This is a genomic window from Planctopirus limnophila DSM 3776, assembly GCF_000092105.1.
Taxonomy (GTDB): Bacteria; Planctomycetota; Planctomycetia; order Planctomycetales; family Planctomycetaceae; genus Planctopirus; species Planctopirus limnophila.
The window spans coordinates 4,488,801-4,502,033 of the sequence record NC_014148.1; the positions used below are offsets into that span (position 1 = coordinate 4,488,801).

Annotated in this window: 12 protein-coding genes; 6 read left to right on the forward strand and 6 right to left on the reverse strand. The window is 54.3% G+C overall.

Annotation, left to right across the window (positions count from 1 at the left end):
• Nucleotides 1-374 precede the first annotated feature (374 nt).
• Both PLIM_RS24815 and PLIM_RS23220 read left to right on the forward strand, forming a co-directional pair.
• Nucleotides 375-728, forward strand: coding sequence for a carbon storage regulator (locus PLIM_RS24815; RefSeq protein ID WP_230849338.1), 354 nt, complete (start codon nucleotides 375-377; stop codon nucleotides 726-728).
• A 122-nt stretch (nucleotides 729-850) separates the two neighbouring features.
• A complete protein-coding gene (locus tag PLIM_RS23220) occupies nucleotides 851-2,983 on the forward strand; it encodes a S41 family peptidase (RefSeq protein WP_013111715.1) in 2,133 nt (710 codons plus the stop codon).
• Between the two features lie 195 nt (nucleotides 2,984-3,178).
• Here PLIM_RS23220 and PLIM_RS17870 read toward each other — a convergent pair whose 3' ends face one another.
• From PLIM_RS17870 to PLIM_RS23780, 3 genes are all read right to left on the reverse strand, one after another.
• Complete coding sequence (locus PLIM_RS17870) at nucleotides 3,179-3,550, reverse strand: hypothetical protein (RefSeq protein ID WP_041403863.1); 372 nt, start codon at nucleotides 3,548-3,550, stop codon at nucleotides 3,179-3,181.
• Nucleotides 3,551-3,753: 203 nt separating this feature from the next.
• A complete protein-coding gene (locus PLIM_RS17875; protein ID WP_013111717.1) occupies nucleotides 3,754-4,035 on the reverse strand; it encodes a BON domain-containing protein in 282 nt (93 codons plus the stop codon).
• A 194-nt stretch (nucleotides 4,036-4,229) separates the two neighbouring features.
• Nucleotides 4,230-4,394 carry a DUF1328 domain-containing protein gene (locus PLIM_RS23780; RefSeq protein ID WP_013111718.1) on the reverse strand — a complete coding sequence of 55 codons (165 nt, stop codon included), beginning with the start codon at nucleotides 4,392-4,394 and terminating at the stop codon, nucleotides 4,230-4,232.
• A gap of 614 nt (nucleotides 4,395-5,008) precedes the next feature.
• Here PLIM_RS23780 and PLIM_RS17885 point away from each other — a divergent pair.
• The 3 genes from PLIM_RS17885 (at nucleotide 5,009) to PLIM_RS17895 (ending at nucleotide 8,598) form a co-directional block, all read left to right on the forward strand.
• Nucleotides 5,009-5,233, forward strand: coding sequence for a GlsB/YeaQ/YmgE family stress response membrane protein (locus PLIM_RS17885; protein ID WP_013111719.1), 225 nt, complete (start codon nucleotides 5,009-5,011; stop codon nucleotides 5,231-5,233).
• A 129-nt stretch (nucleotides 5,234-5,362) separates the two neighbouring features.
• Nucleotides 5,363-7,345, forward strand: coding sequence for a phospho-sugar mutase (locus PLIM_RS17890; protein WP_230849463.1), 1,983 nt, complete (start codon nucleotides 5,363-5,365; stop codon nucleotides 7,343-7,345).
• Nucleotides 7,342-8,598 carry a glycosyltransferase gene (locus PLIM_RS17895; RefSeq protein WP_013111721.1) on the forward strand — a complete coding sequence of 419 codons (1,257 nt, stop codon included), beginning with the start codon at nucleotides 7,342-7,344 and terminating at the stop codon, nucleotides 8,596-8,598. The genes PLIM_RS17890 and PLIM_RS17895 overlap by 4 nt, the downstream gene beginning before the upstream one ends.
• 243 nt (nucleotides 8,599-8,841) lie before the next feature.
• Here the strand turns inward: PLIM_RS17895 and PLIM_RS23225 are convergent, their stop codons facing one another.
• Together PLIM_RS23225 and PLIM_RS17910 are read right to left on the reverse strand one after the other, a co-directional pair.
• The gene (locus PLIM_RS23225; RefSeq protein WP_013111722.1) at nucleotides 8,842-10,077 is read right to left on the reverse strand and encodes a ZIP family metal transporter; all 1,236 of its coding nucleotides are present in this window, start codon (nucleotides 10,075-10,077) and stop codon (nucleotides 8,842-8,844) included.
• Nucleotides 10,078-10,252: 175 nt separating this feature from the next.
• A complete protein-coding gene (locus tag PLIM_RS17910; RefSeq protein WP_013111724.1) occupies nucleotides 10,253-10,612 on the reverse strand; it encodes a SpoIIAA family protein in 360 nt (119 codons plus the stop codon).
• A gap of 229 nt (nucleotides 10,613-10,841) precedes the next feature.
• Here PLIM_RS17910 and PLIM_RS17915 point away from each other — a divergent pair, with 229 nt between their 5' ends.
• Nucleotides 10,842-12,122 (forward strand): hypothetical protein, encoded by a 1,281-nt coding sequence (locus PLIM_RS17915; RefSeq protein WP_013111725.1) that lies wholly within the window; start codon nucleotides 10,842-10,844, stop codon nucleotides 12,120-12,122.
• A gap of 330 nt (nucleotides 12,123-12,452) precedes the next feature.
• Here PLIM_RS17915 and PLIM_RS17920 read toward each other — a convergent pair whose 3' ends face one another.
• Nucleotides 12,453-13,166: an ABC transporter ATP-binding protein gene (locus PLIM_RS17920; protein WP_013111726.1), complete on the reverse strand. Its 714-nt coding sequence runs from the start codon at nucleotides 13,164-13,166 to the stop codon at nucleotides 12,453-12,455.
• Between the last annotated feature and the right edge of the window lie 67 nt (nucleotides 13,167-13,233).

Here is a 13,233-nt window from a genome sequence, read left to right on the forward strand (position 1 = left end):
CTTCCCTGTGATGCAGCACAGGCCGAAGAGCTGCGACTGATGTTCTTTCGCCAGGTGTCTCCTTGGCGGGAACGTCGAATCCTTTATGCACCATCTGTGCCAATCGAAAAAATCCGTTCGACGACTATTCCGCAGCGGTGTACGCACCGTCAAACTCTACGCACTCCCCTCCATCCTCACAGACCCACTGAACTTCTTACACTTGCAAATATCATTTATACACACCACCACGTCTTGAAGATATCGTATTGATAACACCCCTATTTTGGTGGTTCGTAATTCTTTCAGGGAGGGGATGGCAGAATTTCCAAAGTTACAACCCGGGTGTCAGTCGTTCGGCGGGTCCTGCCGATTTCTCATCACAAATTGCTTTTTTGACACGTTTTCAGGGGATTTATCGCTGTGCCAAAGCGAATGGCACGGTCTCTGCATTAGGGTGGAGGCATGGCGAACGGCAAGGAGCCTCGCCAGGAACCACAACAAGACGAGAGGATGCGATCATGCTGGTACTGACACGCAAACGAAATGAAACGATTCAAATTGGCCAGGATATTGTTATCCGAGTGATTCACACAAGCACAGGTGCGGTCAAGATTGGTATTGAAGCCCCACGGGAAGTCTCCGTTGTGCGTGGTGAACTGGCTCAGCAGCGACTCGCTGCGGCACTGGGTTCCCAGGGAGTCGAAGTGAGCCACGAAGCCGCCGCCACGTTACTGGCCGCTGGTTAATTCGCAGGGACTGCTGTGGACGGTCGGAAATGCAGGGGTTGTATGGGGTTGGTTTCTGTTTCGGGTTTTTCACTTTCGGGCCATTGAGATCAATGGGCCCTTTTGACAAGGAAGGATGCATCATGAAGCTGTTTCAAGTCATGGCACGCACAACCGGGGTTTTCGCAACTCGACTGATCTTCGCGGGGGCTGTTGTGGCACTGCTGGGGATTCAGGCACAGGCTCAAAACTATGGGCCCGATGAGACCAGAAGTCGCAACGACTTTCCTGCTTATGAAGGGCGGAATAGCACCTGGTCGAATGATCGATCTGAGCGGACACGCCCGCAGCTGGATCGCCCTGTTGATCCACGCGATGAGATGTACTGGCCGAACCCGGTGAGCAATTCGCTTTCTCGCCAGCAGATCGAAGACCGTTTGTTCGACGATCGCAGGAACTATGGAGGATTGAATGACCCTGTCCGATCAAATGACTGGCAACAGCCGGCCCGTCGGCCATCGTCGGATCTGATCAGCGACTCCCGCGATCGTGAGCGCGATGCATTTCCCTATAGCACTCAGCCCTATGGTACCGGTCGCTATGATACGGGTCCTAACGACAATGGCCGCTACGATAGCAGTCGCTATGAAACTCGCTATCGCGAAGAGCTGTACCGTAACGATGATTCTCGGAACCTCCCATTTGATTCCCGTTGGAACAATGCCCGTGATCGCAGCCGAGATTTTGTGCCGACAGCTCCCAGCAGCTGGGATCGGAACAGCAACTGGAACAATAGCAGCAACATGCCGCAGGATCCCCGGCTGGAACCCGCTCCTGCCACTTTGCAGAAGAATCACCCCACAATCCAGCAGTTGATTTCGAGGCGGTATCGTGATCAGAGAATCTTGCAGACTTTAAGCTCGATGTCGCCACAGGCTGCTGAATCGTTCTATCTGGAAACGGCTCAACTGATCGATGCCCGGGCCTTAGCTCCTTCGGCCTATCCGGTTCGAACAGCAAAAGCGTTAGAAAACCTGTATGTCGCGGTGGATAACCAGGAGTTCGTGAATGCCAACCGGTTGCAGGTTGCTCCTCAACAGCGGGCTGCCTTTCAGCAGGCGATTTCACAGATCGGTGGACAAGCTCAACCACGCAATGCACAGGAAGCGATTCAGGTCATGCGGCAGGTGGCACAAATGAGTCAGCAAATCGTCGGTTTGCGTCCTCAAGTTGTCGCGATGGAGTTTACCTATGGTGCACTGGAAACACTCGATGAATATTCGACCTTCATGCCCAATGAAGTCAGTGGCGGGCCCAGTACACAATTGGGTGAAAGCCTGGTGGGGATTGGCGTAGAAATCGAAGCTCATCCTTTAGGACTCAAAGTGCTCAAGGCGATTACTGGCGGGCCGGCAGCACAGGCCACCATCAAGCGAGGCGACATTATTACGATGATTGGCGGGCGGTCGATTGCCGGTATGGAACTCGATGAAGCGGCCAATCTGATCAAGGGCCCACTCGGATCGATGGTGCAGCTTCAGGTGAAACGAGGTGACTACATTGCCGATATGTCGTTGATGCGGAGCCGAGTGCAGATTCAAAGCGTGGCTGAAGTTCGTATGGAAGATCAGGTCAACAAGGTGGGGTACATCAAGCTCGACAAGTTTGCCGAAACAACCAGCCGGGAATTGGATCAGGCTTTGATGAATCTGCACCAGCAGGGGATGCAATCGCTGATTCTCGACTTGCGGGGAAACCCCGGCGGCTTATTGACCACAGCGATCGAAGTGACCAACCGGTTTCTGCCAGGTGGAACGATTGTCAGTACGAAAGGGCGTAACCAGGCGGATAACAGTCAGGAAGTGGCCAACTACCCGAATACCTGGAAAGTGCCACTGGTGGTGCTGATCGACAACAACAGTGCCAGTGCCAGTGAGATCTTTGCCGCCGCAATTCAGGATCATCAGCGTGGCGTGGTTGTCGGTCAAAGGTCTTATGGTAAAGGTTCCGTTCAGACACAGTTTCCACTCAAGACGGTGAATGGAGGATTAAAGCTGACGACGGCCAAATTCTACGCTCCTTCGGGCCGGGAAATGGCAGGTCAGGGTGTGATTCCAGATGTCGCAGTTCCTCTGGCACAGAATGCAATGGATACGGTGGATTACGATATGCAGGCGGCTGTGAAGCTGGCCACAGACAGCACCACCCGCAACATGGCTGAGACGATTGCCAGGCGTTATGCCCCGCAGAATCAGTTCTTAGGGCAGGCGGGGTAGTAGGGGATTGTGGGTGGATGGTGGGGAGTTGATGGTGGACTTTACGATGTCGTCTTTGCCAGGGTTGGTTATCTCTCGATAAAGAATGATGTCAGAAAACGAGAGAGCCCGGCGTGAGATTCACGCCGGGCTCTTTTCGTTCAGATTATCAGTGTTGGCCAGAAAACCATTTGACAGGTTTCACGGACTGGCTGATTACTCGGGCTTGGCTGGTTCTGCTGGAGTGGCGGCATCGACGGCCTTTGCAGCAGCATCCTTGGCGGCTTCAGCGCCTTCTTTGGCCTTCTCGGCAGCCACGTCAGCAGCTCCCTTGACGGCTTCAACGGCTTCGCCGGTCTTTTCCTTCACGGCCTCAGCAGCCTTGTCGGCGGTTTCCTTGGCGGCTTCCGCAGCTTCGCCAGCCTTTTCAACAGTTTCTTTCGCAGCTTCTGCAGCACCATCAACGGCCTGCTTGGCACCTTCGGCGGCCTTGTCGATGGTGGCGGCTGGCTTATCGGCACAACCAGCAATCAGGGCGAATCCACACAACAGAGCCGGGAGGGCGGCTGACATCGAAAACTTACGCATGACGGGAATCTCCGGGAAGGTTCGGTTGAGGTCATTGTCATACCGGACGAATGAGGCCTCAAACCGAAAGTAACAATCAAGGTGAAAGTTTCTGCCCACCGCCAGAGTGTTATGGAAAGGGAGCATTCCTTTGCCAACACCCTGAGGGTGAAGACCTTCCCGGCAGGTCTCACGCTGAGCATTTCACTGCTCCGCGAACATCCTTATGACCTTGTCTCTTCAGACTGTGAGCGAACAACTACATGGTTGTACACGCGCCAACCATCTGGTGTCACCATTTGAATCTCTTCCGCAGCGATAAGTTTCGTAAAGTACGAACTGACGAAGCCGGTTATGCGGGCCACGCGATCTTCGCAGGTTACGTTGAGTTTTTGCAACTCCTTGTAAGGGGATCGATGCAGCCTCTTATCGATCTCCCGGGCCACATGCAGCGTCGCGATATGACGGTCAAGAGATTTTCCCGAACTGTGGAGAGTGCTGATCATAGGGCTTCGTCCCTTCCCATTAAGTGTTGAGACAGGCCATCGCTCCTATAGCGAAAACCAGTAGCCGATCGAGGGCGACTTCGAAATGATGCGAGAAATTCAGAAGCGAACTCGCACCTGGAAATTTGACGAGCCTGAAGTTTGACGAGCGAAAGGTGATCATCACCTCACGGCCCCTCAGCCTATGGGCAAATTCACATCACGGGCTTACGTCCCGTGAGGAGCGAGATCACTGCCAGGATCAGAAAAACCACAAACAGAGCCTGAGCAATCCATGTCGCAGTACCGACAATCTGACTGAAGCCCAGAAGCCCGGCAATGATCGCAAGAATGAAGAATGTCAGCGCCCAGTGAAGCATGATCCACTCTCTGAATAGCCTCGGAAGTCAGTCACGGAGATAAGAAAAGCCATAAGTTTTGGCGACCTGCCACTGGCTTAGATGGGTTTTCGTGTTCTTCGGTTTGCGGAATCAGCAAGTCGTTGATGGGGCATCACTGGTTCCCTGCTGCGAAGTTACTTTCCGATGCAACCGCGGTGCCAAACTTGATTGTCAATTCAGAATGATTGACGCAAACGATTGTCAGGTATGAAGGTACGGCATTTTCGATGGGGGCGTGATATTTTGTTATTAACCTCAGAACCGCAGTGCTGAATGACGAGCCGCCAGTCGATGGCCGAAAATCAGTCGGCACGAAAACAGCTGTCAAGGCGAGGTGGTCGCTCAGGCAGCAGAAGAGTTGAGCTTTCCGGTTTTAGAAGTCCCCTTCAATGCCCGTTCTATGAGTGGTCTGAGAGTTGCTGAAATCGTTGTCTCCTGAAAAATCGCACTCTCGCGATGAGACGAAAGCAAAAATCTGGGCCGAGTCTGGTTTCGATGTGGACAATCAATTCAGCTGGAGGCAGCTTAGCAATTGGGCGAATTCTCAACGTGGCTCGGCCAACGTCATTCACCCCCAAAACTGGAGAGAATCAATGTTCGAAAACCTTATCGACTTGTTCCTGTGGATTGGCTTTGGACTGGTGGTCGGGCTGATTGCCCGCTTCTTTGTGCCGGGAAGGCAAAGACTGGGGTTATTTTTGACCATCGGGCTGGGGATTGCCGGTTCATTTGCCGGTGGGCTGCTGAACTCGGTAATTTCGGGAGTGGCCCCGCTTTGCAGCCTTCCAGGTGGATCATGTCGATTATTGGTGCCGTGATCGTGCTGCTGATTGCCGGGCAGATCAATTCTCGAAATCGCTGATGTTCGTGTCGAATCCCGAGCGTGGAATCTCGACTGGTCCTGTTGAGTTTTGGTACTGATCACCTGGCAAGAGATGGTTTTGGCTGTGGAACGATCTGCCCGTATTCGCGAACTTTGTCAGAGTGCCTTGGATTCGGGGGCACTCTCGGAATCGGCACGGTTGCGAATCGAAAAATGGCTGGCAGACGACCAGTATGCGGAGTACCAGCCGGCCATCGAAGAGGATCTTGCAAGGCAACACTGGCCCCAACTCGAGGCGGCTTTTGGGACAATTCTTCCCTTTGGCACAGGTGGCCGACGAGGAGTGATGAGTCCTTATGGGACAGCCACCATCAATGGCCGCACGATTGCCGAATCGGCCTATGGACTGGCGAGTTATCTGCGGGAAGTTCTCTCCCAGCGTGGCGAAGCTCAGCCACCGGTGGTGGTCATTGCCTGTGATTCGCGGCATCGGTCGCTGGAGTTTGCCCGGTTATCTGCCGAAGTCTGTGCGAGTGCTGGTTGCCGGGTGAAACTCTTCAAAGAACCACGCGCGACTCCCGAACTTTCCTTTGCCGTGAGATATCTCCAGGCGGATGCCGGGATTGTCATTTCGGCTTCGCATAATCCGCCCGCGGATAATGGATTCAAGGCGTACTGGTCGAATGGCGGGCAGATTGTGCCGCCCCATGATCGGCAGATTCTCGAGCGCATTGCAAAGATCCAGTCGTTACCTCCTCGTACGGAACAGGTGGGAGCATCAGCACTCATCGACTTCCTGGGGAGTGATCTCGACGATGCGTACCTCGAAGCTTTGGCCCAGCAATCGATTCTTCGCCTGAGTGATGAGGATCGCGCAGCCATCAGGATTCTCTACACGCCGCTGCATGGAGTGGGGAACAGTTCGGCTGGTGAAGTTTTACGCCGGGAAGGGTTTTCGGGGACGAAGCTGTTCGAATTGCAAAGCGCGCTGGATGGTGGCTTTCCCTTCGTGAAGGATCATCTTCCCAATCCTGAGCGGGATGCCGTGTTTCAGGATGCCATCGAGTTTGCGAATCAAAGCCAAGCCCAGGGGCAGGGTTTTGATCTGATCATGGCGACCGATCCAGACGCCGATCGCTTGCGGGTGGCTGTGCGCGATCTTTCCAGCAGCCAGAAAGTAAAACCCTGGGTACTCCTATCGGGGAATCAGTTGGGCGCATTGCTGGTTGATTTTGCGTTGTCATATCGCGACTGGCCCCAGGATGCGTATGTTGTGCAGACGATGGTGACGTCTCCGTTGATCAGCCGGATTGCGAAATCGAAGGGAGTGCGAGTGATCGATAAACTCCCGGTCGGTTTCAAATACATTGGCGAAACGATTGATGCCGAAGGCCCGGCGGGATTCGTTTTTGGAGCCGAGGAATCGCTGGGGTATCTGGCAGGGAATTATGCTCGCGATAAAGACGCAGCTTTAGCAACGTTATGGACTGCCGAACTGGCGGCGATGTTGAAAGCCCGGGGCGAAACCTTGCTGGACCGCTTGCGGCAGATCTACAAAAGTCATGGGCTCGATGTGGAATCGCTCTGGCCGATTCGCCAGTTTGCAGATAGCGCACAACCTCAAGAGGCCACTCCGTCAGCGGCTCATCAGGTGGTGGAGCAGATCCGCCTGCGCATGCAGCAGTTAAGACTCAATCCACCAGTGAGTCGAGCAGTCTGTCATCTCGACGATGATGTTTCGTGGCAACAAATGGATGATCTGCTGGAACGCAAGACCTGGGAAGCACAGGCCACTTCCGTCACATCGACTGGTGATGCTCGACCACTGGTGGAGCCTTATCCGGTGGCTGATATGTGCTGGCTGTTTGGCCATACGATCGAGGGTGCCGAAGTCGCACTGGCTTTGCGACCATCGGGGACGGAACCTTTGTTGAAGGTTTATCTCTTCAGCCGGTTGGCCCCGGAGTTATGGGAGGGAGAAGATCCCCTGGAGCGGCGTGAGGTGGAGGCCAGGCGACATGCACGGCTGGTGGAAAAGTTTCTGGCGGAACATTTTCAACCACCAGCCGTACCGATGACCCGTGGTGATGTTCAGGGCTCTCGATGAGCGACGAATCTCCCCAGGTTGCATTCGCCGATTCGAAAAAGTCCCAGCAGGTTCGCCGGCGAGTGCTGTTTGCACTGGTGTCGTTTCATCCCGGTGGAGCTGAGCGGCAGACGATTGAACTGATCCGTCATCTGGATCGAAGGCTGTTCGAGCCACTGATTGTCGTGCTCGATGGCACAGGGCCGCTGCGTTCTTCTGTACCGGAGGATGTGCAGGTGATGGAACTGGCCCCCATCGTGCAGAACCATCGCCTCAGCCGCTGGCTGGGAAAACTGCCGGGTTGCGGCCGGTTATCCCGCTGGCTGGCTTACAGCAGACTGCTGATGGATGAAAAGATCGATATCGTTTATCAGCGAGTCTATAACCTGACACTGGATCTTTCGTGGCCGACGTGGTGGAGGCGGATTCCGCGAGTTTCGGTCTGTGTGGGGGATCAACAGGCAGAAATTGAACGCTATGCGAAAATCCATCCGTGGGTGTCGTGGCATTTTGCCAGATGGGCTTATCGCACGGCGGCTGTCATCGCTGCCAATTCGAATGAACTGAAAGACCAGGTTGCCCGTCAATTGCGCCTGCCCGCCGAAGAGCTGGTGGTGCTCGTCAATGGGATTGATATTGAGCAGATCTCGGAACTCTCCCGGCAGGTTATCCCCTTACCCGAGATTGCTTTTGCCTCGACGGCGGGTCATGCAGAACCACTCAAGATCCTGACTGTGGGGCGTATTGACGAAGCCAAGGGATATCTGGATCTCGCTCAGGCACTCATCGAAGTGGCCAGACGACATCCATCGAAGCATTTGATCTGGTCGATCGTTGGGACAGGCCCGCTGCAGGAACGACTGCAACAATTGGCGAAGGAGTTTCCTCAGAATTTGACACTTTCCTGTTGGGGGTCACTGTCGAATCCTTTCCCCTGTTACCGCTGGGCCGATCTGTTTGTGTTGCCTTCGCATAGCGAAGGTTCACCCAATGTGTTGCTGGAAGCCATGGCACTTGGCTGCCCGGTGATCAGCACCAACTGCCCATGTGGCCCGCAAGAGATTCTGGCAGGTGGTGAATACGGCCGCCTCGTTGAGCCTCAGGCACCAGCTCAACTGGCCCAGGCGATAGAAGAGTTTCTTAACGACCCGGCACCTGCGCGAGCGCTTTCGATTCGAGCCCAGGAACACGTGGCCACAAAGTATTCGATTCAAACGGCCACCCGCCGGTTGGAGGCGATCTTATGGAAACTGACTGGTGATCAACAGGCTTGAAAACCGGGCTGAGTGGCGCACCCGGCTGTCATTCAGGCTGATGAACTCGATTGACCAGGGGGCGGATGAAGACATTCAACCCGAAACGCCCTGCTCTTACATAGAATTTGAGGTCGAAGGGTGCAAAGACCACGCCCTTTCGCAAAGCCTTCAGGGATGTGCCACGCTTGGGTGAGAGTTCTTTGGAATTGACAGCCCAGAGCGACAAGCATGGGACAAAGCGATGATTCCTGGGATGGGTGCTTACTTGACCTTCAGCCTGAGCTGCTGAACTTCGCCAGAGCCGTGAGCATGATCATGGCCCGTGTGATCATGGCCCGTGTGATCGTGGCTGTCGTGATTGCCGTGGGAGTGAGCCGGTTCAAGGAAGCCGATCCCCCAGGCGGCAATGGTGCCTGCGATGAGTAGAGATGTCAGTTGCCAGCGATCATGGGAGTGAAACTGCACTTCAGGGAGAAGATCGGCCAGGGCAATGCACAGGAATGAGCCCGCAGAAAACGCCAGGGCACAACCGACGATCAAAGCCTGCTGGCCTTGAAGCTGTTCCACTCCGAGTACGAACAAGAGGGCACCGGCTGGACACATGAGTGCGTAACCGAAGTTGACCAGAGTTCGCCACCTGGCGGGGCTGCCAGCGGCCAGCATGAGCGAAGTGATCGAGAGGGAATCGAGAGGTTTATGCAGAGCAATGGCGAGAAAGGTTCCCAACCCAAAGAGAGAACCTGCCGGAAGATGCAACTGATCCGTTTTGACAGCAGCAGCGAGAGCCATGCCATCGACGAGCGTGTGAATGACCAGGCCGAATGTCATGGCGACCCAACTGAGATCGTGCGCCGCCGGAGGAACAGGAGCCTGAGTTGCCGAACTGGAGGATGGATCCAGCACTGGAAGTAACGTATCCGCCACGACGGCTGACGAGACGATCGGCAGGAGGTTTTGGTCAGCGTACTGAGAGTCGGGAGCGTTTGCAGCCGATGTCACGTGAGGATCGTGGCTGTGGGAGTGAGACTGGCAGTGGGCATGATCATGAGCATGGTCGTGATTGTGCCCATGGTCGTGATTGTGAGAGTGATCATGAGAATGACCATGGTCGTGTGCATGTCCTGCGTCGTCTTCCCCATGTGAATGCGAGTGGAAGTGGAAAACTCGCAGCATGACGAACATGGCCACCAGGCCAATGACGACCCAGAGCATCGTCAGATCAACAGGGTTTTTGACCCCGCCATCGCCCAGAGCATGAATGGCATGGGGCACCTGATGGAACAAAGCCACGCCGACAATGAAACCACCGACAGCACTGATGATGCGTTGCAGGCGCTGGTGGGTGATTCGCATCAGCGATGGAAGCCAGCCACCCAGAAGTGAACTGCAGGCGACCAGCACACACCAGATGATGAGGACTGCAGAAATACCGCTCCCTGCCACGGCCAGAGAGTTTCCCTGCCACCCCAGACTGCTCAAGCCAAACCACAGCGACATCAGAACTCTCCCCGGCGGATGAAGGATTCAGCCGACTGCCGATTCATCCGGGGGAAAGTTTCGTCCTCACGTAAAATTTATGCAACTTCACAATGAGTTCTAATGAATGTTTACTGAAAAAACCTTGGGCAGCGTCGAACTTCAGCTGCTTGAGGCGGCACGCGAGGCGTTCGCATCAGGCCACAATCCAGGCTTTGGCTTCTTCCAGCTTGGAGATATCAAAGTACTTGATTGAAGCTCCTGTGAATGGTTTGCAGAAGGCGGCCATTCCTTCTTCCCATTTGCTTTCGCCGACAATGGCGAGCTTTTCGATGTCTTTGCCGTGCTTGAAATCAAACTTGATGTCTTGCCACAAGGCGCCCATGGTCCAGCCATGGAAGTCGTGCATTTCGAAGAGCAGTCGCAGTTTGCCGTGCTCCGCGACCATCTTTTCGACCATTGGAACGAACTGCTCATAGGCGGCGGCATCGAGTTTACCTGTCACGCGTACAATCAGCAGATTGCCAGACCCAACCAGTTCGACGGCATTGACCATGATCACTTCCCTTTTCGAAACGACAAATCCAGCTTTGAATTTCTGACACCAGTCTCAAACCGGCGTCAAACGATCTTTATCAGTTCTCTGCAAAGTACACCACCGAGCCAGAATGTGCACATGAATTCTCCATAAGCTTGTGCCGCGAAGAAGCGACGAAACGTAAATGACAAGTCGCGAGTAAACTGTGGTTAAACTGTGCTGATTGTTTCACCTGGGAGGGTTGACGATGTCGCGACTGATGACGGGAATGGCTTATGTGATCACGGTCGTGACGATGATCCTGAGTGGGGGAGATTTCCATCGATTGCAAGGGGCTGAGACGGCTGCCGACATTCTGGCAGAAGCAGGGAAAGAGGCTCGATTTCAAGAAGGTATCGCCCGCCTACAGGCCCAATTAGAACAGAAACCCGAAGATGCCGAATTGCGTTTTGCGCTGGGTTTGCTGCAGTTTCTGGGGGCCGTCGATGAGTTTGCAGCCAGCCAATACCACTTTGGGGCGGGTGGAGGAACTGCTCGAAGTTTGAGTTTACCGTTTTTTCGAGGCATCCCTGAAAATCCGCAACCAGCCCCGGTGACCTTTGCTCAAACGCAGGAGATTTTCTCGAAACTCGGGAAGCAGATCGCGGTGGCTGAAAAGACTTTGGCCGGGCTGGAAACGCAGCGAGTGAAACTTCCTTTCCGTCCGGGACAGATTTCGCTCGACTTCAATCGAGATGGAAAAGTGGGTGATGACGAATCATTCTGGCAACTCCTTTCAGCAGTCAATCCGGCAATACGAGAGATTCCTGCCGACAAGTTTCTCCTGCAGATTGATGAAGGGGATGCCGTCTGGTTGCGAGGGTATTGCCACTTCCTGATGGCGATCTGTGATCTTTCAGCTGCCTACAACACGAAGGAGATGTTTGAACGTGCTGGCCACATGATTTACGCCAAACCCGTGACGCCCTACCCCTGGAATCAGGAACCAGAACCCAACGAAAATGGCAGCTTTTCCTTCTCTCGAATTGCTGACCTGATTGCGATGATTCATCTGGTGAATTTTGAAGTGGTCGATGCGAGCCGGATGGCCAGTGCGCATGCTCATCTGTTGGAGATGGTGCGGTTGAGCCGGATCTGCTGGAAGCTTTATGAGGCTGAAACTGATGATGAAGCCGAGTGGATTCCGAATGATCGTCAGCAGAATGTCGTCATTGGTTTGAGAGTCTCACGCGAGCAGATCACGGGCTGGCACAAAGCGCTGGATGAGATGGAGGCGATTCTGCTGGGGAAGAAGCTGATTCCGTTTTGGCGCGGAAGCCTGGTCAATTCGAGTGGAGTGATGGGGCGGGGAGTGAATCTGGCCAAAGTGTTTCAAAAGCCAGAGCGTTTTGACATGGTGCTGTGGATATCAGGAACAGGGGCCGCTCCATTTATCGAAGAAGGGCCACTTTCGTCAGAGGCCAGCTGGAACGAATTGCAGCGAGTCTTTGGCGGGCAGTTCTTTGGTTTTGCGGTATGGTTCAACTGATCTGCGTGGTTGGGGTCAAACGTCCTCGTTGGCCCCCAAGGTTATTGGACTCTCATTGCTGATTGCGAACGTGCTTGAAAGCCATGAAGGCATGTCACGGCTGCATTCGTGCTGGTGAACTCGATTGACCAGGGGGCGGATGAAGACATCCGACCCCTGCCACCCGGCAGTATGAAAACGTGAAGTTGAAAAGCGTAAAGAACCACGCCCTTCCGCACTGTTTTGATTTTTGGGGCTCCAGGGTCGTGCCACACAGTGGCGTGTGAAGAGTAATGACAACCGCAAGCATGGCACAGAGCATCACACATAGATACCCGGCAGGCGGACGAGCTACTTGCTGTGAGTATCATCCGAGAAGAGGCCAAAGCCGGCGATAAGGCCATCCTTCATAATGATCTGCTGCTTGGCTTTGCGTGCGACGGAGTTTTCGTGCGTCACCATGATGATCGTGCGGCCCTCGGCATTGAGTTCGCCCAGAAGCTGCATGATTTCCTGCTCGGTTGTCGAATCGAGATTTCCTGTCGGTTCGTCGGCGAGGATGATTTCGGGATCGTTGATGAGTGCGCGAGCAATCGCCACACGCTGCTGCTGACCACCCGAAAGCTGGAATGGTCGATGATCAAGACGCTCGGCTAATCCCACACGTCCCGCCAGATCCAGACAACGATTCATATCGGACGAACTGATAGTGCGCTGATGGGTGCGGTAGTGCAGAGGCACCTGAATGTTTTCGAGCACCGTGTATTGCGGGATCAGATTGTACGACTGAAAAATAAAGCCAATCAGCTTGTTACGAATTTCAGAGAGCTGATCGTCATCGAGTTCGCTGACATCGTGACCTGCGAGGATGTAATGTCCATCGGTAGGGCGGTCAAGAGCCCCCAGCAGGTTGAGCATGGTGCTTTTGCCGCTTCCGGAGGAACCCATGATGGCCACGTAATCGCCTTCGGGAAAATCGACAGAGACACCGCGCAAGGCCCGCACCAGGTGCTCGCCCAGTTGGTAAGTCTTGTGAATGTCAATTAATCGGGCGGCATACTTCATGCGGAAAGTTTTCGAAATCGTTGATGAATTGAACCCTCTCCAGCGGATGCAAATCGCTGATCGATGG